Origin of the sequence: Nocardioides sp. (assembly GCF_964229035.1) — a bacterium.
Taxonomy (GTDB): Bacteria; Actinomycetota; Actinomycetes; order Propionibacteriales; family Nocardioidaceae; genus Nocardioides.
In genome coordinates this window covers 1-18,455 of record NZ_CAXRAZ010000047.1, presented here as the reverse complement: position 1 = coordinate 18,455, position 18,455 = coordinate 1, and the positions used below count along the sequence as shown (strand labels likewise).

Below are 18,455 nucleotides of genomic sequence, written 5' to 3'. Positions count from 1 at the left end.
GCTCGATGCCGCGACGGATCGGCGGAGTTCCTGGCGACCTCATCGCCGGTCGTCCCGTCTGCGTGACCATCCACCCTGGCTGTCGTCCCACGAACACCTCCACGATCGGGGTGTTGCTTCGACTGGTTGAGTCTGGGCAGTTCGCCTCCTGGGCCTTCACCCGCCGCGCGAAGGAGTCCGGTCTCGTGCCGTCGATGGGTTCGGTCGGTGACTGCTACGACAACTCGATGATCGAGTCGTTCTGGTCACGCATGCAGGTCGAGCTGCTCGACCGGCGCAAGTGGAAGACCCGCATCGAGCTGGCCAATGCGATGTTCGACTACCTCGAGATCTGGCACAACAGGCAACGCCGCCACAGCCAACTCGGGATGCTCACCCCGATAGAGTTCGAGCGCACCAACACCATCACCGTGGCATGAGAATCCAGCTTCACGACTCCACGGAACCCGGGGTGGACCAGCCTCCATCAGACCCGGCACGCGACACACCGCCCTCCACCCGTGTGTGTGCGGTGCCTTCCGTTTCATACGCGGCGGCGTCCTCGAGGTCGGGGCTCGCCTCTGAGCGAGGCAACATGTCCCAGTTGTCGTTCACCGGTGCTTCATGCCGAAGCTCCGCGCCATACTTCCTCGCCACTCCATGCGCGAAGAGAACTGCGCCTGTCAGATGGGATAAAAGACCGCTGACGAACTGGTAGAACGCGCTGAACGGTTCGCCATCGCGCTCTCGAAACAGCGTCGGGTACAGCGGCAGCTCATCGTCCAGCGCGGAGTGTCGAGCTCGAACTTGATGGCCAGTCTTAGGATCAGTGGTCGCGAAACTGACGTAACCCACACCGAGAACGACCAGAGCCTTGACCATGTGCACGCGAGGGAGCTGCCCATTGATGGCGACGAAGCGGTGCACGAGGTCCTCCAGATCCACGCCTTCTGCAAGACCACCGGCGACGATCGCCGTGAACACGCGCGACGGATCATCGGCAGTCGCAAAGGCGCCACCGCGATTCTCGACTACCCGATTGAACGAGGGCGGCGGATCGACGTGGAGCCGACTCACCGTGACCAACTTCTGCATCGCAGCTTCCAGGGTTTCGGCGCTCAGGCTCTGCTTTGCCTCAAGCACGCCGTACACCCCCTCAATCGGATAGTGCCAACGCCGAGAGTGCTCGGTCGCCCCCGCCTTGATGGCTGGGAACCAAGTCGAGTTGTAGATGACGACGTCGCAGTCGCCAGCCGACAAACCTTCAGAGTCAGATACCACGCCGGCCCTTACCGAGTATCGGTCAGGTAGTAGCCGGGCCATCTCCTCTCGCAAGATGTCCTCGAACCCAGGACCAGAATCGAAGTTGTCGATGTTCATGCGGCGCTCAAGTTCCGCCCGCAACATCAGGATCCGCTCGACACCAAGGCAGCGCTCGAAGAACGCTTGCCGCAGCGAATCCTTGGTGAGGCGTCTCGGAAACCAGCCTTTCGAGTTGGGATTGCCCAGTGGAGGGTCCCAACCGTCTTGTTCGTTCTCCGGCATGTCTTCCCTCATATGCGCAGCCTAGAACGCAGTGACGGGCGGTTCGCGCTCACCATGTTGCTCGCATCGACAGCGGGAGCAGTCAACACACCCCCTCGTCCGACAACGGACATTTTGCCGTTGCGCCACCAATCATTCCTAGAGGGCGACGGCGTCCACGACCCCGGCCGTCGTCCCGGGCTGCCCGTCACGGAGCTCGGTCGGGTCGCGAGGCGCGATGGTCAACCGGATAGCGTGCGCTTCGTGGACTGCGACGAGTATCAGCGAGCCGCGATGCGGACTGCCCGCGACAAGGACGCCCAGGATGAGTTCATGCACCTAGTCCTGGGACTGGTCGGCGAGGCGGGCGAGATCGCGGAGAAGGTCAAGAAGTTGGTGCGAGACAAGAACAGCGACCTCGCCCAACTCGATCGCGATGATATGGCGTCGGAACTAGGCGACGTCCTGTGGTACACCGCCGTTCTGGCGAACTTCCTGGACCTCTCGCTCGACGACGTTGCGCAGCGGAATGTCGACAAACTTGCGGATCGTCAACGGCGCGCCGTCCTTGGTGGCTCCGGCGACAACCGTTGAGTAGCGCAGGTCGGTGAACATGCGGAGGAGCGCATTTGACGTGCCGCGACGTTCGACCAGACATCGTCGCCCCTGTGGGCGGTGTCAGCGGTATGCCGACGACACAAAACCGGCCCCTGACCTGCGGCGTAGCATTTGGTGGTCGGGAAATGGCTACCGCGGCGAGATCAAGGTGCTGCTCATCAACCACGACCCCGCCGATCCGATCGTGCTGCGCCGGGGCGACCGCATCGCCCAGTTGGTCATCCAGCGGGTCGAGCGGGCACGATTCACACCAGTCGACACCCTCTCGGACACCCCGCGCGGAAGCGGTGGTTACGGTTCTACCGGAGGGTTCGGCGGCTGATCGGCCCTCGGGGCCGACGTCGATGACGAGGAGAGCACAGTGAGGTTGCGCCGCAAGGGCGTCGAGCAGGCCGTCGGCAACGACGGTGAGCAGACCACCACCCCCGACGAGGCCGGTGCCGACGGGGCCTCCGGATCCTCCGGCGGCCCCTGGGACGCCGACGAGCTCCCCGAGGACGACGACCTCGAGCGCATCGACCTCGGGTCGATCGCCCTGGTGCCGCTCGCCGAGTGCGAGCTGCGCGTGCAGGTCGACGAGCCCACCGGCGAGGTGCGGGCCGTGCTCCTGGCCACCGACGAGGGCGCGGTCGAACTGCGTGCCTTCGCCGCGCCGCGTCACGGCGACCTCTGGGAGGAGGTGCGTCCCCAGATCGCGGCCGACACCGCCCGCCGCGGCGGCACCGCCACCGAGCAGGAGGGGCGCTGGGGCACCGAGCTGGTCTCCGAGGTGCGGCTGACGCTGCCCGACGGGCAGACCGGCGTGCAGACCTCGCGCATCGTCGGCGTCAACGGGCCCCGCTGGATGCTCCGGGCGACCTTCCTCGGCGAGCCTGCCCGCGACCCCGAGACCGCCGCCGCTTGGGACGAGGTGGTCGGCCACGTCGTCGTCCGCCGAGGCGCGGGTGCGATGCCGGTGGGTGAGCAGCTCCCGCTGACCCTGCCCGACGGGTCGAACCCCCGCCCCGCCGAGGGCGCCGTCGGTCCCGGCCTCGACGACTGACCTCCACGGACCCAAGACCGGACACCCGCCCGATGAGCACGACGAGCCGCCTGCGCCGCACCATCAACCGCTGGGCCAACCCCGACGAGGCCGACGCGCGCGACCTCCGCCGCACCTTCAGCCACGACGGCGTCGTGTGCATCGGCGAGGCCCCCTCGCGCGAGCAGGTGTGCCTGCGCGGCACCCTGCGCACCGTCACCCTCCGCCCGCGCGGCGGCGTCCCGGCGCTGGAGGCCGAGCTCTACGACGGCACGGGCACCGTCACCGTGATCTGGCTCGGCCGCCGGCAGATCGCCGGCATCGACCCGGGCCGCTCGCTCGAGGTGCGTGGGCGCCTGGGCAACCCCGATCCCGCGCACGACGGCGTCCGCGTGCTCTACAACCCGCGCTACGAGCTGCTGTGAGCGGGTCGCAGCAGCAGCCGGCCCCCGGCGATCCTGCGGACGACGCCGCGGCCGCACCGCACATCGGCGTCGACACGGTCGAGGCGCTCGTGCGCCGCCAGCTCGCCACCGCGCTCGGTGGCCGACGCGGCATGGTGGAGGCGGCGGTGCCGGGCATCGTCTTCACCCTCGTGTGGCTGACCTCGAAGAACCTGCAGGGCGCGCTGATCGCCAGCCTGGTCGTGGCGGGTGTGGCGCTGGCCGCCCGGCTCGTGCAGCGCAGCAGCACGCAGTACGTGCTCAACGCGGTCTTCGGCATCGCGATCGGCTGGGTCTTCGTGCGGTGGGCGGAGAGCTCCGGCGGCTCCGAGACCGACCAGGCCCTCGCCTTCTTCCTGCCCGGCATCCTCATCAGCCTCGGCTACACCGTGGTGCTGGGCGCCAGCTGCCTCGTCGGGTGGCCGATGCTCGGCTTCATGCTCGGCAGCGTCACGGGCGACCCGACCGCGTGGCACGACGACCGCCAGGTCGTGAAGCTGTGCAGCCGGCTCACCTGGGTGATGCTGCTGCCGGGCGCGATCGGCGTGCTCCTGCAGGGCCCGGTGTGGCTCCTCGGGCGCAACGGCACGATCGACCCCGACCAGGCCGTCGTCCTCATCCTCATCCTGCGCACCGGTCTCGGATGGGTGCTCCGCATCGGCTCGTGGTCGGCGATGATCTGGCTCCTGGCCCGCAACGCCACGCCGATCGAGGCTGTCGCGGCCGAGGAGACCGGCCGCGACTAGCCGCTACTTCTTCTCGGGGTGCGACGACGGCGCGAGCAGGCGCTCCAGCCCGTCCTCGGCCTCCGCGGGGACGACGAACAGCAGCTCGTCGCCGGCCTCGACCGGCTGCTCGGGTGCCGGCAGGTAGACCTGACCGTCGCGCAGGATGGTGACGAGCGCGCAGTTGTCGGGCAGCGGGATCAAGCCGCTGGCCTTGCCGACGTAGGGCGAGTCGGCCGGCAGCGTCATCTCGACGAGGTTGGCGTTGCCCTGGCGGAAGGTGAACAGGCGCACGAGGTCGCCGACCGTCACGGCCTCCTCCACCAGCGCCGACATGATGCGCGGTGTGGAGACGTTGACGTCGACGCCCCAGGCCTCGGTGAAGAGCCACTCGTTGTGGGGGTGGTTGACCCGTCCCACGGTGCGCGGCACGCCGAACTCGGTCTTCGCGAGCAGCGAGGTGACGAGGTTGGCCTTATCGTCGCCGGTGGCGGCGATGACCACGTCGCAGCGGTCGAGACGCGCCTCCTCCAGCGAGGACAGCTCGCAGGAGTCGGCGAGCAGCCACTCGGCGTCCGGGACCCGCTCGGGGCGGATGGACGCGGGGGACTTGTCGATGAGGAGCACCTCGTGCCCGTTCTCGATCAGCTCCCGTGCGATGGAACGGCCGACGGCGCCGGCTCCGGCGATCGCAACCCTCATGCCGGCCTCCTCAGCCCTCGTGCTCGGGACCGGCGGCCAGCACGTCGTACGCCTGCTGGGCGGTCTCCTCGCGGGTGACCAGGTGGAGCATGTCGCCCTCCTGGATGATGCTGTCGTGGTCGGGGAGGATGCCCTCGCCGAGCCGGTCGATCCACGCCACGCGGCAGCGCCCCTGCACCTGCAGCTGACCCACGCGGGCGCCCACCCACACGCCAGGCGCCGGGATGTGGTCGACGCGGATGGTGCCGGTGGGGTCGCGGAAGTCGGGCTCGGCGCCGACGGGGAGGATGCGGCGCAGCACCTGGTCGGCGGTCCACTTGACGGTGGCGACGGTCGTGATGCCGAGGCGCTGGTAGACCTCGGCGCGGCCGGGGTCGTAGATGCGGGCTACGACCTGCTGGATCCCGAACGTCTCCCGCGCCACGCGGGCGGCGATGATGTTGGAGTTGTCGCCGCTCGACACGGCGGCGAAGGCGTCGGCGCGGCGGATGCCGGCCTTCTCCAGGACCTCCTGGTCGAAGCCGACGCCTTGAATCTTGTCGCCGTTGAAGCCTGGCCCCAGACGACGGAACGCGTCCTGCTCGGCGTCGATGATCGACACGGTGTGGTTGCGGTCCTCGAGGCTTCGAGCGAGGGTCGAGCCGACCCGACCGCAGCCCATGATCACGACGTGCACGGTGAGAACGCTAACGCACGTCTCATGCCCTACCGTTGTCGCTCGTGGGTGTGGGCGATGTCTCCAAGCGGATCCTTCTCGGGCGCAAGCTCCGCAGCGCTCAACTGGGGGAGACCCTGCTGCCCAAGCGGATCGCGCTGCCGGTCTTCGCCAGCGACGCGCTCTCGTCGGTGGCCTACGCCCCCGACGAGGTCTTCATCATGCTGGCCATCGCCGGCGCGGCGCAGTACGTCTGGTCGTGGAAGATCGCCATCGCGGTGGCCCTCGTCATGGCCGCCGTCATCGCCTCCTACCGCCAGACGGTCCACGCCTACCCCTCCGGCGGCGGCGACTACGAGGTCGCCACGGTCAACCTCGGGCGCACCGCGGGCATGACGGTGGCCAGCGCGCTGCTGGTCGATTACGTGCTCACCGTGGCGGTGTCGATCTCCTCGGGCTCGCAGTACGCCGCAGCGGCGATCCCTGCGTTCCAAGGCCACGAGGCGACGGTCGGCACCGTCCTGGTGCTCGCGCTCATGGCGATGAACCTGCGCGGCATCCGCGAGTCCGGGTCCTTCTTCGCGATCCCGACCTACCTCTTCATGGTGGCCATCCTCGGGATGTGCGCCTACGGCTTCCTCCAGCTGTCCGCGGGCACGCTCCCGCTCGCGGAGAGCGCCAACCTCGAGATCGAGCCCAAGCCCGGGTGGGAGGAGCCGCTGACGACGTTCGGCCTGCTCTTCCTGCTGGCCCGCGCCTTCTCGTCGGGCTGCGCGGCGCTCACCGGCGTCGAGGCCATCTCGAACGGCGTGCCGGCCTTCCAGCGCCCGAAGAGCAAGAACGCCGCCACCACGCTGCTCCTTCTCGGCCTCATCGCGATCTCGATGATGATCAGCGTCATCGTCCTGGCCAAGCAGATCGCCATCAAGTACGTCGATCCGCACGAGCTCGAACGCCTCACCCTCAACGGGCGCCCGGTCGGGGAGGACTACGACCAGCACACGGTGATCGCGCAGATCGCCCGCGCGGTCTTCAGCGACTTCAGCCCGGGGTTCTACTTCGTCGTCACCGTCACCGGCGTGATCCTCGTGCTCGCGGCCAACACCGCCTTCAACGGCTTCCCGGTGCTCGGCTCGATCCTCGCCAAGGACGGCCTCGCCCCGCGTGCGCTCGCCGCGCGCGGCGACCGTCTGGCCTACAGCAACGGCATCGTCTTCCTCGCCCTGATGGCGATCGTGCTGATCATCGCCTTCGACGCCGAGACGACCAAGCTGATCCAGCTCTACATCGTCGGGGTGTTCGTCTCGTTCAACCTCAGCCAGCTCGGCATGATCCGACACTGGACGCGCGCCCTGGCCACGGAGCGCGATCCGGCCGAGAGGCGACGGATGGTCCGATCGCGCACGATCAACGCGATCGGTCTCACCTTCACCGCCGTCGTCCTCGTGATCGTCCTGATCACGAAGTTCCTGGCCGGTGCGTGGATCACGATCCTGGCGATGGCGTTCTTCTTCGCCCTCATGCGCGGCATCAAGTCGCACTACGAGGGGGTGGAGCGCGAGCTGGCCGCCGACGAGACCGACAAGGCGCCGCCCACCCGCGTGCACGCCATCGTCCTGGTCTCCAAGCTGCACAAGCCGACGCTGCGGGCGCTGGCCTTCGCCAAGGCGACGCGCCCCAACACCCTCGAGGGCGTCTTCGTAGCGGTGGACGACAAGGAGACGGCCAGGCTCCTCAAGGAATGGGACGAGCGCAACACCGGGGTTCCCCTCAAGGTGCTCCACTCGCCCTACCGCGAGGTCGGGAAGCCGATCGTCGAGTACGCCACCGCGATCCGCCGCGCCAACCCCCGCGGTGTCGTGGCCGTCTACATCCCCGAGTACGTCGTGGGCCGCTGGTGGGAGCAGCTGCTCCACAACCAGACGGCGCTGCGGCTCAAGGGTCGACTGCTCTTCACGCCCGGCGTCATGGTCATCTCGGTGCCGTACCAGCTGCGCTCCTCGGGGATCGCGCTCGAGCGCGAGGAGCGCGACGACTCGCGCCCCTACCCGGGTGACCTGCGTCGCGGTCGCGTGCGCCGGTGAGTCCGGCCCCCGATCGCCGTCGCCGCGGTGGAGCTGCGCCGCGAGAGGGCGGTCGCACTGCCGCACGGGTGCGCACGGCCCGCGGCGAGAGCATGGTCGGGCGTCGCTTCGAGGCCGAGGTCGGCCCCGTGGCCCACGGCGGCCACTGCGTGGCGCGGGTCGAGGGACGCGCGGTGTTCGTGCGCCACGCGCTGCCCGGCGAGCAGGTGCTGATCGAGATCACCGAGGGCACCGAGGGCGACCGGTTCTGGCGCGCCGACGCCGTCGAGGTGCGGCGCCCCTCGCCCGACCGGGTCGAGGCACCGTGTCGCTACGCCGGCCCCGGGCTCTGCGGCGGCTGCGACTTCCAGCACGTTGCGCTCGATGCCCAGCGCCGCCTCAAGGCCGCCGTGGTGCGCGAGCAGCTGCAGCGCCTCGCCGGTCTCGACCTGCCCGTCGAGGTCGAGTCGGTGCCGGGCGACGCCGACGGTCTGCGCTGGCGCACCCGCCAGCGCTACGTCGAATTGCCCGACGGTCGCCGCGGCATGCGCCAGCACCGCTCGCACGAGGTCGTGGTCGTCGACGAGTGTCTGCTCGAGGCGCCCGAAGGCCCGCGCCTCGAGGTGCGCGGGGAGCACTTCACCGTGCCCGGCGGCGGTTTCTGGCAGGTGCACCCCGGCGCGCCCGAGGCGCTCGTGGACGCCGTCCTCGCCGCCCTCGCCCCGCAGCCGGGGGAGCGGGCGCTCGACCTCTACGCCGGCGTCGGTTTGTTCAGCCGCTTCCTGCGCTCCGCGGTCGGTCCGGACGGCGCCGTCGCCGCGATCGAGGGCGACGCGCGGGCCATGAAGGCCGCTGCCCGGACGACGCCCGACCTGTTCACGCGGGCCGGTGACGTCGCCGACGTGCTCGCCGGTCAGATGCCGCCCGAGTGGGACGTCGCCGACGTCGTCGTCCTCGACCCGCCGCGCACGGGGGCCAAGCGCGCCGTGGTGGAGCAGGTGGTCGCGCGGCAGCCGCGGGCCGTGGCCTACGTGGCCTGCGACCCCGCCGCACTGGCCCGCGACGTCGCGATCTTCGCCGAGCACGGCTACGGGCTCAGCGACCTCCGTGCCTTCGACCTGTTCCCGATGACACACCACGTCGAGTGCGTGGCACTGCTGACGCCCCGCGGTGGACCTGATCCTCAGACGGTCGACTGGACCAGGTAGAGCGCCGCGAGCGCGATCGCGAGGGATCCGAGGAGACCGCGCAGCAGCGCCTCCGGCAGCCGCGGTTGGAGGCGGGCCCCGGCATAACCGCCCACGATGCCTCCGGCGCCGATCGCCAGTCCGAGCGACCAGTCTGGTGCGACCGTGCCGGGCGTGGTGAGGGCCAGGCCGGCGAAGGCGACCACTCCGACGATCGAGGTGATGAAGGTCGACGCCAGCGCCGCTGGCGCCACGCGCGCCACGGTCATCCCCGAGCCGACGAGGATCGGCCCCAGGATCGAGCCGCCGCCGACGCCGTAGATGCCGCCGACCACCCCGACGACGAAGGCGAGGCCGGTGACGGTGCGCGGAGCGGGTCCGGAGCTCGCTCCGACGCCGCGGCGCCGTCGAGGTCCGAGGAGGATGAAGAGCCCGGTCGGGAGCAGCACCGCGGCCGCGAGCAGCCGGAAGGTGTCCGGATCGGCCACGACATGGACCCGCAGTGCTGCGCCCAGGGCCACTCCCGGTGCGGATCCCAGCACCAAGGCACGCGTGAGTGGCCCGTCGACACGTCGCTGGCGCACGTAGCGGAGGAGCGCTCCGGGGCCGGAGACGACGTTGTAGAGCAGGTTCGTGGGCGTGACCTGGGGGTTGGGCACGTGCAGCACGCTCAGTTGAACGGGCAGCAGGAACACCGCACCGGACACGCCGACCGGTGCGGTGACGGCTGCGACGAGCATGCCGGCGAGGAAGCCGAGGGCCTCGCGCTCCATGACCCCTCGGATCGATCGACGCGTCGATTGTCCACCGGAATGGTGGAGATGGTTGAGGTGGTCCGGAAAGGCTCGCCTGGTGGCTAGGGTGTCGCCCGTGCCCGACGACTTCCTGATCGCGCGCAACACCGACGAGGGCTCCTCGCTGCCCTACGTGCTCCGCGTGCCGCTCGGCGAGGGCATCATCCTCAAGGCGAGGGACACCTGGCCCCGCACCGGCAAGGTCTACTGCCACCGGGTCGAGGAGTGGCCGGACGAGGCGGAGATCGTGGAGCGCGTTCCCGTGCGCTCGTGCGTGCGCCGCGGTGCCGCGATCGACCTCGTCCTCGACCGTGGTCGCGAGAACCGCTCGCAGATCGTGATCACCAACGCCCGCGGGCGCCAGATGATCTTCTGGCAGACCGCCCGCACCGCCAAGCAGGCCCGCCCGGCGGTGTCCGTGCCGGGCGCTCGCGCGAGCGGAGTCGACGACCTCGAGGTGGTCGTCGACTCCCACGAGCGGTACCCGTACACCTTCGCCGACCGGCAGGTGGCCACGCGCCGCGCAGCGCTGGCGGCCGGCGACTACGGCCTCGTCGTGGACGACGTGCTGCGCGCCAGCGTCGAGCGCAAGTCCCTCGACGACCTCGTGTCGTCGCTGACCTCCGGCAAGCTCCGCTTCCAGCTCACGGACCTCTCGGCGGTGCCGCGTGCGGCCGTGGTGGTGGAGGAGCGCTACTCGCAGATCTTCAAGCTCGAGCGGGTGCGCCCCAGCACCGTGGCCGACCTGATCGCCGAGTGCCAGGTGCGCTTCCCCACCGTGCCGATCGTGTTCTGCGAGACGAGGAAGTTGGCACAGGAGTGGACCTACCGGTTCCTTGCCGCCGCTCGGGTGGCGCTCGCGGAGGAGGCGATCGGCGAGTCGGCAGTGGCCCGGCTGGAGCCGGCGGCGCCGCTCGAGGAGGCCCCGCCGACCCCGGCAGAGGTTCGACGGTGGGCGCGCTCCGAGGGCATCGAGGTCTCAGCCAAGGGCAGGATCCCGGCCGCGGTGGTGGAGCAGTTCCGACAGGCGCGTCAGCGCACGACCTCGTAGACAAGCTTCTGGATGCCGTTGGGGTAACCCTGGCTCTCGGTCAGGCGCAGCATCCGCTTGGGCTTGTCGGTCTCTGAGAACAGCCGCTTGCCGGCGCCGAGGATCACCGGGAACACCAGCAGGTGATAGCGGTCGACCAGGCCGGCGTCCTCGAGGGAGCGGACGAGCGTGGCGCTGCCGTGCACCGAGATCGGTCCGCCTTCGCCCTCGCGCAGCGCCGCCACGTCGTCCAGGGAGCGCAGGATCGTGGTCTCGCCCCAGTTGTCGACGAGGTCGCCCTCGCCGAGAGAGGTCGACACGACGTACTTGGGCAGCGCGTTGTAGCGCGGGAACACGTCGGTCATGCCCGGCCACACCGGGGCGAAGGCCTGGTAGCTCACCCGGCCGAGCAGCATCGCGGTGGCCTCCTCCTGCTCCCGGCCCTTGATCTCGTAGGCGTCCTCGATGAAGTCGATGTCCTGGAAGGTCCAGCCGCTGCTGCGGTGGTCGGGCTCGCCCCCGGGAGAGTCGACGACTCCGTCCAGGGAGACGAACGAGGTGGCGATGATCGGGCGCATGCTTCCTCCGCGGGGGATGATGGGTGGTCGCCGGCATCAGCCGGCGCGGCATAGGCGGAATCATGCTTGGTCGCGCCGACGTTGGTCCGGCACGGCCGAGATCCGGCGCGTCGTCCGCGCTCGGGCTCGGAGCGGAGCAGCACGAACGACCCGGAAGGCGGTGGCGCACGATGAGCATGGAGTCGATCGCCTGGAACCAGCTCTATCGCACGATGCACGGCGAGCAGGAGCGCCGCTCCTTCAGCCGCGCCACGGCTCGGCGGGTGCTGCAGTTCGCCGGGCCGCACCGACGCAAGCTCGTCGGCTTCGTCATCGTGAGCATTGCCTCGGCCGCGCTCGCGGTCGCCACGCCGGTGCTGGCCGGCAAGGTGGTCAACGCGATCATCGCCGGCGACCGGCGCGACGTGGTGGTGTGGCTCGCCTCGGCGATCGCCGGGCTGGCGCTGCTCGACGCGGCTCTGACCCTCTGGTCGCGGTGGCTGTCGTCGCGCATCGGGGAAGGGCTGATCCTCGACCTGCGCACCAGCGTCTTCGACCACGTGCAGAAGATGCCGGTGGCCTTCTTCAGCCGCACCCGCACGGGTGCGCTCGTGAGTCGGCTCAACAACGACGTGATCGGCGCGCAGCGCGCGTTCAGCACCACGCTGTCGGGCGTCGTCGGCAACCTCGTGATGCTGCTGCTCACGCTCGCGGTGATGCTCGGGATCTCGTGGCAGGTCACGCTGCTGGCGCTCGTGCTGCTGCCGGTGTTCGTCGTCCCCGCCCGTCGCATGGGTCGACGCCTGGCCGGCATCCAGCGCGAGGCCGCCGAGCACAACGCGATCATGGGCAACCAGATGACCGAGCGCTTCTCCGCGCCCGGCGCGACCCTCGTCAAGTTGTTCGGCCGCCCCGAGGAGGAGTCGGTCGAGTTCGCGGCCCGCGCGCGCCGCGTGGCCGAGATCGGCGTGCGCACCGCGATGGTGCAGACGACATTCGTCACCGCCCTGACAGTCGTCTCGGCGCTGGCGGTGGCGGTCGTCTACGGCGTGGGCGGTTCGCTCGCCCTCTCCGGCTCGCTGAACGCCGGCGACGTCGTCGCCCTCTCCCTGCTGCTGACGCGCCTCTACGCACCCCTGACGTCGCTGGCGAGCGCGCGGGTCGACGTGATGAGCGCGCTGGTGAGCTTCGAGCGCGTCTTCGAGGTGCTGGACCTCGAGCCGCTCATCCGCGACCGCGACGATGCCCAGCGGGTGCCGGACGGCCCCGTGGCCGTCGAGTTCGACGACGTGCGCTTCGCCTACCCCTCGGCCGACAAGGTCTCCCTCGCCTCGCTGGAGTCGGTGGCCACCCTCGACACCCGCGGCGGCGAGGAGGTGCTGCACGGCATCAGCCTGCGCGCCGAGCCCGGCCAGGTGGTCGCCCTCGTCGGCTCCTCCGGCGCGGGCAAGTCGACCATCGCGCAGCTGGTCGCCCGCCTCTACGACGTCGACTCCGGGGCGGTGCGCCTCGCGGACGTCGACGTACGCGAGCTGCGCTCGGACTCCATCCGTGCGGCCGTCGGCATGGTCACCCAGGACGGTCACCTCTTCCACGACTCCATCCGCGGCAACCTGCTGCTCGCCCGTCCCGAGGCCGACGAGGCCGATCTCTGGGACGCCCTGCGCCGGGCCCGGCTCGAGCCCCTCGTGCGGAGCCTGCCCGACGGCCTCGACACCGTGGTGGGGGAGCGCGGCTACCGCCTCTCCGGCGGCGAGCGGCAGCGGCTGACGATCGCCCGCCTGCTGCTGAAGCAGCCGCGGGTCGTCGTCCTCGACGAGGCGACCGCGTCGCTGGACTCGACCTCGGAGGCCGCCGTGCAGGCCGCGCTCAACGAGGCGCTGGCCGGGCGCACCGCGATCGTCATCGCTCACCGGCTCTCGACCGTGCGCGCCGCCGACCAGATCCTGGTGGTCGAGGGCGGGCGCATCGTGGAGCGCGGCACCCACGCGGAGCTGATCGCCGTCGGCGGACGCTACGAGGAGCTCTACCGCACCCAGTTCGCCGAGGACGGCGACGGGCCTCTCGTCGTCCACCCGGTCTGAGTGCACCCGGTGTGACGCCACGCGGACGGGTACATGGAGTTCGGCCGATCCTCGGTGTATCTTGATATCAAGAGATCACCGAGGGCGGCCGGGCCGCCCGCCGCAGTGCTAAGGCCAGCCTCACTAGGCGGGGCCGGGGGTGCGGCGGCAGGATGATCGAGACGACGGATCGGCGCGACCAGCGCAGTCGACGAGGACGGAGAAGCCTGTGGCGAGCAAGAACAGCTTCGGTGCGAAGAGCACCCTGGACGTGGACGGCAAGTCCTACGAGATCTTCCGCCTCGACGCGGTGAAGGGCGAGGGGCTCGACGTCGACTCGCTGCCCTTCTCGCTCAAGGTGCTGCTCGAGAACCTGCTGCGCACCGAGGACGGTGCCGACATCACCGCCGAGGACATCAAGGCCCTCGCCGGCTGGGACGAGACCGCCCAGCCCGACAAGGAGATCCAGTTCACGCCGGCGCGCGTGATCATGCAGGACTTCACCGGCGTCCCCTGCGTCGTCGACCTCGCCACCATGCGAGAGGCGATGGCCGAGCTCGGTGGCGACGCGTCCAAGATCAACCCGCTCGCCCCCGCCGAGATGGTCATCGACCACTCCGTGATGGCCGACGTCTTCGGCTCGCCCGAGGCCTTCCAGCGCAACGTCGAGATCGAGTACGAGCGCAACCGCGAGCGCTACCAGTTCCTGCGCTGGGGCCAGGGCGCCTTCGACGACTTCAAGGTCGTCCCCCCGGGCACCGGCATCGTCCACCAGGTCAACATCGAGCACCTCGCCCGCACCGTCTTCACCCGTGAGGTTGACGGCGAGCTGCTGGCCTACCCCGACACCTGCGTCGGCACCGACTCCCACACCACCATGGTCAACGGCATCGGCGTCGTCGGCTGGGGCGTGGGCGGCATCGAGGCCGAGGCCGCGATGCTCGGCCAGCCCGTGTCGATGCTCATCCCGCGCGTGGTCGGCTTCAAGCTCTCGGGTGAGCTGCCCGAGGGCTCCACCGCCACCGACCTCGTGCTCACGATCACCGAGATGGTGCGCAAGCACGGTGTGGTCGGCAAGTTCGTCGAGTTCTACGGCCCCGGCGTCTCGGCGCTGCCGCTCGCCAACCGCGCCACCATCGGCAACATGAGCCCGGAGTTCGGCTCCACGATCGCGGTCTTCCCGATCGACGACGAGACCGTCAACTACCTGCGCCTCACCGGCCGCTCCGAGGAGCAGTTGGCGCTGGTGGAGAAGTACGCCAAGGAGCAGGGCCTCTGGCTCGACCCCTCGGCCGAGCCCCGCTACTCCGAGAAGCTCGAGCTCGACCTGGCGACCGTCGTCCCCTCGATCGCCGGCCCGAAGCGCCCGCAGGACCGCGTGCTCGTCTCCGAGGCCAAGACCGCCTTCCGCGGCGCCCTGGTCGACTACGCCGGCGACTCGCACGAGGCCGCCGGCTACGACGAGGTCGTCGACGAGACCTTCCCGGGCTCCGACGCTCCCTCGCATGACCCGGCGCAGTCGAACGGCGAGCCCGCGCCCACCGCGCACCTCTCCGCCGCGCCCACCGACGGCGGTCGCCCGTCGAAGCCGGTCGAGGTCACCCTCGAGGACGGCACGCGCTTCACCCTCGACCACGGTGCCGTCACGATCGCCTCGATCACCTCGTGCACCAACACCTCGAACCCGTCGGTCATGATCGGCGCCGCGCTGCTGGCCAAGAAGGCCGTCGAGAAGGGCCTGACCCGCAAGCCGTGGGTCAAGACCACCCTGGCGCCCGGCTCGCAGGTCGTCTCCGACTACTACGACAAGGCCGGCCTCACGCCGTACCTCGACAAGCTCGGCTTCAACCTCGTCGGCTACGGCTGCGTCACCTGCATCGGCAACTCGGGCCCGCTCATCCCCGAGGTCTCGGCCGCGGTCAACGAGAACGACCTCGCCGTCGTCTCGGTGCTCTCGGGCAACCGCAACTTCGAGGGCCGTATCAGCCCCGACATCAAGATGAACTACCTGGCCTCCCCGCCGCTGGTCGTCGCGTACGCGCTGGCCGGCTCGATGGACGTCGACCTGTTCAACGACTCGCTCGGCAACGACACCGACGGCAACCCGGTCTACCTCAAGGACATCTGGCCGAGCCCGGCCGAGGTCGAGGAGACCATCGCCGGCGCGATCAACCAGGAGATGTTCACCTCCTCCTACGCCGACGTTTTCAAGGGCGACGAGCGCTGGCGCTCGCTGCCCACCCCCGAGGGCAAGACCTTCACCTGGGACGACGCGTCGACCTACGTGCGCAAGGCGCCGTACTTCGACGGCATGCCCGACGAGCCGACCCCGGTCACCGACATCGAGGGAGCCCGCGTGCTCCTCAAGCTCGGCGACTCGGTCACGACCGACCACATCAGCCCGGCCGGTGCCATCAAGAAGGACTCGCCCGCGGGCCTCTACCTCACCGAGAACGGCGTCGAGCCGCGTGACTTCAACTCCTACGGTTCGCGCCGTGGCAACCACGAGGTCATGATCCGCGGCACGTTCGCCAACATCCGCCTGCGCAACCAGATCGCGCCGGGCACCGAAGGCGGCTTCACCCGCGACTTCACGCAGGACGACGCCCCGGTCACCACGGTGTACGACGCCTCGGTGAACTACCAGGCGAAGGGCACGCCCCTCGTCGTCCTCGCGGGCAAGGAGTACGGCTCCGGCTCCTCGCGCGACTGGGCCGCCAAGGGCACCTCGCTGCTGGGCGTGAAGGCCGTCATCGCCGAGAGCTACGAGCGCATCCACCGCTCGAACCTCATCGGCATGGGTGTCATCCCGCTGCAGTTCCCCGAGGGCCAGAACGCCGAGTCGCTCGGCCTCAGCGGTGAGGAGACCTTCTCGATCAGCGGCATCACCGAGCTGAACGAGGGCACCACGCCGAGCACGGTCAAGGTCGTCACCGACTCCGGCGTCGAGTTCGACGCCGTGGTGCGCATCGACACCCCCGGCGAGGCGAACTACTACCGCAACGGCGGCATCATGCAGTACGTGCTGCGCAACCTGCTGCGCGGCTGACGCCACCAGCCGGCACCCGACGGTCCGTCCCCTGCAGGGGGCGGGCCGTCGTGCTGTTCTCGGGAGTGGGTGAGCGGGTCGACGGGGCGGGTGGCGATGGCCGGCCGAGAGCGCGTGGGGGCGGTGAGCGCGGGGGTGGGCGGCGTCGTCCACAGCCCACGGCGGTGTGGTGGTCACGTCCGCGGAGGCGCGTTAGGTTGCCCGTGACGTCCTGGTCCTGGTCGTCGTGACACTCTCGGGAGGACCTTCCATGCTCAGACGCGTCCCTGTGATGGCCGTGCTGTCGGTCGTCATCGGCCTGCTCGCCGCGTGCGGCGGCGGGGGAGACCCCGGCGCCACGGCACCCATGTCGCCCGGCGCCCCGTCCCCGTCCTCCTCGGGCTCGAGGACGACGGCGGCTCCGAGCCCCGATCTCACCGTCGCGCCGCCGGGGGAGACGGCCGAGGAGTTCATCCGGCGGTGGTATGCGCTTCTCGATGACGCGCAGACATCGGGTCGTACCGACGCGTTCCTCGCGGCGAGCGGTCCGGAGTGTGAATCGTGCAAGGACTTTGCGAAGAACGTGCGGTCCATCTATGCCGCCGGCGGTTCTGTGGAAGGCGGGAGGACCACGATTCTCAGTCTTCGCTCGGAATCGAAGACCCAGTGGGTAGTAGCGGTTCGGGCCGAGGAGTCCCGAGTCCGACGTACGTCGGCAGCGCCCGTTGAGTTGCTTGAGGGCGGTCCACTGACATCGAGGATGTACCTCGTTGACGTCGGAGGAAAGTGGCTGGTCGGTGCGACCGAGGGCTTGCGATGAGGGTGGCCCTTCATGCCGTCAGTCTGCTGACCGTGGCAGCTCTCCTGGTCGTAGTCGACCTGCCAGCCAGGGAGGTAGCGGCAGCGTCGGGATGCCGCGCGACGGCGACGCTCTACCGGGTCAGTGAGGGATGTGTGAACCCGGCAGCACAGCGGAAGACCGTTCAGATTGCCAGCCGCCCCGGCCGCCCCGGACACGCAGTGCGCTCGAAACCGGTCTGCGGCCTCAGGGTCAACGGCGTCTGTGAGCGAGGGATCTCCTGCTCGGTCGGCGGCCGTGCCGGCGGCTACTACGCCGTGTACGGGGAGGGCGTGAAGCGCCCGGGCCGAGCCTGTCTGCCCGGGCCTCGTCGAGCCGCAGCGGCTGCGGCTGCGGCTCCCACGCCGCCGGTGCTCTCCGCGGGACTCGTGGCCACGGCGATGCGGCGGCTCGAATGGCGGGTACCGCAGCTGACGGTCCAGCCACCCGGCGGCGCGACGCTGGTCAACCTCCCGACCATCGTCTTCGCCGGTGGCGCGCAGACCCAGACGCTCACGACCACCCTGCTGACGCAGGCGGTCACGATCGAGGCCCGACCGGTGAGCTACGCCTGGGACTTCGGAGACGGCGCTCGCCTCGTCACCGCCAAGCCGGGTCGGCCCTACCCCGACCTCGACGTCGCCCACCGCTACCCCCGGCCCGGCCGGTTCCAGGTCGCGCTCGCGACCAGTTTCGTCGGCAGGTTCCGTGCCGGCGACGGCCCGTGGCGTCCGATCCCAGGTCAGCTGGTGCTCGCGTCCACGCCGCAGCCACTGCGAGTCGTCGAGGCGCGCCCGCAACTGCGAGGGGAGTAGGCCGACGAGCCGCCCGGCTTCTCCCGACCATCAGGGTCGGTCTACGTCCGTCGGTGGAAGCGGATTCGTCCGTCGGGTTGTCGTCGCCAGTGGTAGCGGGGGTCGTGGAAGAGGTGGTGGTGGCGTGAGCAGGCGGGGACGCCGTCGGTGAGGTTGGTGTGGCCGCTTGCTGCCCAGGGGGTGAGGTGGTGGATCTCGGTCCAGGCGACGGGGATGTCGCAGCCCTCGGCGACGCAGTGTTTGTGCTTGTTCTTGATGAGGGTGCGTTGGATGCCGGTGAACAGTCTGCGGGTTCTGCCGGCGTCGAGGATCTGCCCGGCGCCTGAGAGGACGACGGGCAGGATGCCTGCGTTGCAGGCCAGACGCCTGGTTTCGGTGGCGGTGAGGTCGTGTTCGGTGTGGGTGAGGATGCT

17 protein-coding genes and 2 pseudogenes are annotated in these 18,455 nt (G+C 70.0%); 13 read left to right on the top strand and 6 right to left on the bottom strand.

From position 1 onward, the window contains the following. On the top strand, nt 1-419 hold a 419-nt coding region (locus tag ACERUN_RS14800), incomplete at its 5' end, for a transposase (protein ID WP_370290798.1). 10 nt (nt 420-429) lie between these two features. Here the strand turns inward: ACERUN_RS14800 and ACERUN_RS14795 are convergent. Beyond that, nucleotides 430-1,536 (bottom strand): DUF6602 domain-containing protein, encoded by a 1,107-nt coding sequence (locus ACERUN_RS14795; RefSeq protein ID WP_370290797.1) that lies wholly within the window; start codon nt 1,534-1,536, stop codon nt 430-432. A 231-nt stretch (nt 1,537-1,767) separates the two neighbouring features. On the opposite strand from ACERUN_RS14795, the gene ACERUN_RS14790 reads away from it, so the two are divergent. The 5 genes and pseudogenes from ACERUN_RS14790 (at nt 1,768) to ACERUN_RS14770 (ending at nt 4,331) form a co-directional block, all read left to right on the top strand. Then, a complete protein-coding gene (locus ACERUN_RS14790; protein WP_370290796.1) occupies nt 1,768-2,097 on the top strand; it encodes a nucleoside triphosphate pyrophosphohydrolase family protein in 330 nt (109 codons plus the stop codon). A gap of 151 nt (nt 2,098-2,248) precedes the next feature. Then, nucleotides 2,249-2,443, top strand: a pseudogene (locus tag ACERUN_RS14785) (dUTP diphosphatase); the annotation flags it as partial. 39 nt (nt 2,444-2,482) lie between these two features. Then, nucleotides 2,483-3,163 (top strand): DUF3710 domain-containing protein, encoded by a 681-nt coding sequence (locus ACERUN_RS14780; RefSeq protein ID WP_370290795.1) that lies wholly within the window; start codon nt 2,483-2,485, stop codon nt 3,161-3,163. A 32-nt stretch (nt 3,164-3,195) separates the two neighbouring features. Continuing rightward, on the top strand, nt 3,196-3,567 hold the full coding sequence (locus ACERUN_RS14775; RefSeq protein ID WP_370290794.1) for an OB-fold nucleic acid binding domain-containing protein: 372 nt from the start codon (nt 3,196-3,198) through the stop codon (nt 3,565-3,567). Then, a complete protein-coding gene (locus ACERUN_RS14770; RefSeq protein ID WP_370290793.1) occupies nt 3,564-4,331 on the top strand; it encodes a DUF3159 domain-containing protein in 768 nt (255 codons plus the stop codon). Before ACERUN_RS14775 ends, ACERUN_RS14770 begins: the two co-directional genes overlap by 4 nt. Nucleotides 4,332-4,334: 3 nt before the next feature. Here ACERUN_RS14770 and ACERUN_RS14765 read toward each other — a convergent pair whose 3' ends face one another. Together ACERUN_RS14765 and ACERUN_RS14760 are read right to left on the bottom strand one after the other, a co-directional pair. Beyond that, nucleotides 4,335-5,012, bottom strand: a complete 678-nt coding sequence (locus tag ACERUN_RS14765; RefSeq protein WP_370290792.1) for a TrkA family potassium uptake protein — start codon at nt 5,010-5,012, stop codon at nt 4,335-4,337. Nucleotides 5,013-5,022: 10 nt separating this feature from the next. Next, entirely contained in the window at nt 5,023-5,688 is a 666-nt protein-coding gene (locus ACERUN_RS14760) for a TrkA family potassium uptake protein (RefSeq protein WP_370290791.1), read from the bottom strand. 44 nt (nt 5,689-5,732) lie between these two features. On the opposite strand from ACERUN_RS14760, the gene ACERUN_RS14755 reads away from it, so the two are divergent. Further along, nucleotides 5,733-7,751, top strand: coding sequence for an APC family permease (locus ACERUN_RS14755; protein ID WP_370290790.1), 2,019 nt, complete (start codon nt 5,733-5,735; stop codon nt 7,749-7,751). 68 nt (nt 7,752-7,819) lie between these two features. Continuing rightward, complete coding sequence (locus ACERUN_RS14750) at nt 7,820-8,938, top strand: class I SAM-dependent RNA methyltransferase (protein WP_370290789.1); 1,119 nt, start codon at nt 7,820-7,822, stop codon at nt 8,936-8,938. Here ACERUN_RS14750 and ACERUN_RS14745 read toward each other — a convergent pair. Beyond that, nucleotides 8,914-9,690 carry a sulfite exporter TauE/SafE family protein gene (locus ACERUN_RS14745; protein ID WP_370290788.1) on the bottom strand — a complete coding sequence of 259 codons (777 nt, stop codon included), beginning with the start codon at nt 9,688-9,690 and terminating at the stop codon, nt 8,914-8,916. The genes ACERUN_RS14750 and ACERUN_RS14745 overlap by 25 nt on opposite strands. A gap of 97 nt (nt 9,691-9,787) precedes the next feature. On the opposite strand from ACERUN_RS14745, the gene ACERUN_RS14740 reads away from it, so the two are divergent. Then, complete coding sequence (locus tag ACERUN_RS14740) at nt 9,788-10,762, top strand: histone-like nucleoid-structuring protein Lsr2 (RefSeq protein ID WP_370290787.1); 975 nt, start codon at nt 9,788-9,790, stop codon at nt 10,760-10,762. On the opposite strand, the gene ACERUN_RS14735 is transcribed toward ACERUN_RS14740, so the two are convergent. Beyond that, nucleotides 10,744-11,319 (bottom strand): dihydrofolate reductase family protein, encoded by a 576-nt coding sequence (locus ACERUN_RS14735; RefSeq protein ID WP_370290786.1) that lies wholly within the window; start codon nt 11,317-11,319, stop codon nt 10,744-10,746. The two genes, ACERUN_RS14740 and ACERUN_RS14735, sit on opposite strands and share 19 nt — an antisense overlap. A 170-nt stretch (nt 11,320-11,489) precedes the next feature. Between ACERUN_RS14735 and ACERUN_RS14730 the strand changes: the two genes are divergently transcribed. The 4 genes from ACERUN_RS14730 to ACERUN_RS14715 all read left to right on the top strand — a co-directional run bounded on the left by ACERUN_RS14730 (nt 11,490) and on the right by ACERUN_RS14715 (nt 18,042). Next, a complete protein-coding gene (locus ACERUN_RS14730) occupies nt 11,490-13,382 on the top strand; it encodes an ABC transporter ATP-binding protein (RefSeq protein WP_370290785.1) in 1,893 nt (630 codons plus the stop codon). A gap of 208 nt (nt 13,383-13,590) precedes the next feature. After that, nucleotides 13,591-16,410, top strand: coding sequence for an aconitate hydratase (locus tag ACERUN_RS14725; protein WP_370290784.1), 2,820 nt, complete (start codon nt 13,591-13,593; stop codon nt 16,408-16,410). Nucleotides 16,411-16,660: 250 nt separating this feature from the next. After that, on the top strand, nt 16,661-17,209 hold the full coding sequence (locus ACERUN_RS14720) for a DUF6318 family protein (RefSeq protein WP_370290783.1): 549 nt from the start codon (nt 16,661-16,663) through the stop codon (nt 17,207-17,209). Between the two features lie 389 nt (nt 17,210-17,598). Continuing rightward, nucleotides 17,599-18,042, top strand: coding sequence for a PKD domain-containing protein (locus tag ACERUN_RS14715; RefSeq protein WP_370290782.1), 444 nt, complete (start codon nt 17,599-17,601; stop codon nt 18,040-18,042). Nucleotides 18,043-18,083: 41 nt separating this feature from the next. Here ACERUN_RS14715 and ACERUN_RS14710 read toward each other — a convergent pair. Next, nucleotides 18,084-18,455 (bottom strand): annotated as a pseudogene (locus ACERUN_RS14710) (HNH endonuclease signature motif containing protein); the annotation flags it as partial.

Excerpts from the sequence above, each read along its gene's own strand:
- ACERUN_RS14795 (WP_370290797.1), bottom strand. The coding sequence starts at position 1,536 with ATGAGGGAAGACATGCCGGAGAACGAACAAGACGGTTGGGACCCTCCA.
- ACERUN_RS14775 (WP_370290794.1), top strand. The coding sequence starts at position 3,196 with ATGAGCACGACGAGCCGCCTGCGCCGCACCATCAACCGCTGGGCCAAC.
- ACERUN_RS14765 (WP_370290792.1), bottom strand. The coding sequence starts at position 5,012 with ATGAGGGTTGCGATCGCCGGAGCCGGCGCCGTCGGCCGTTCCATCGCA.
- ACERUN_RS14745 (WP_370290788.1), bottom strand. The coding sequence starts at position 9,690 with ATGGAGCGCGAGGCCCTCGGCTTCCTCGCCGGCATGCTCGTCGCAGCC.
- ACERUN_RS14735 (WP_370290786.1), bottom strand. The coding sequence starts at position 11,319 with ATGCGCCCGATCATCGCCACCTCGTTCGTCTCCCTGGACGGAGTCGTC.
- ACERUN_RS14730 (WP_370290785.1), top strand. The coding sequence starts at position 11,490 with ATGAGCATGGAGTCGATCGCCTGGAACCAGCTCTATCGCACGATGCAC.
- ACERUN_RS14720 (WP_370290783.1), top strand. The coding sequence starts at position 16,661 with ATGCTCAGACGCGTCCCTGTGATGGCCGTGCTGTCGGTCGTCATCGGC.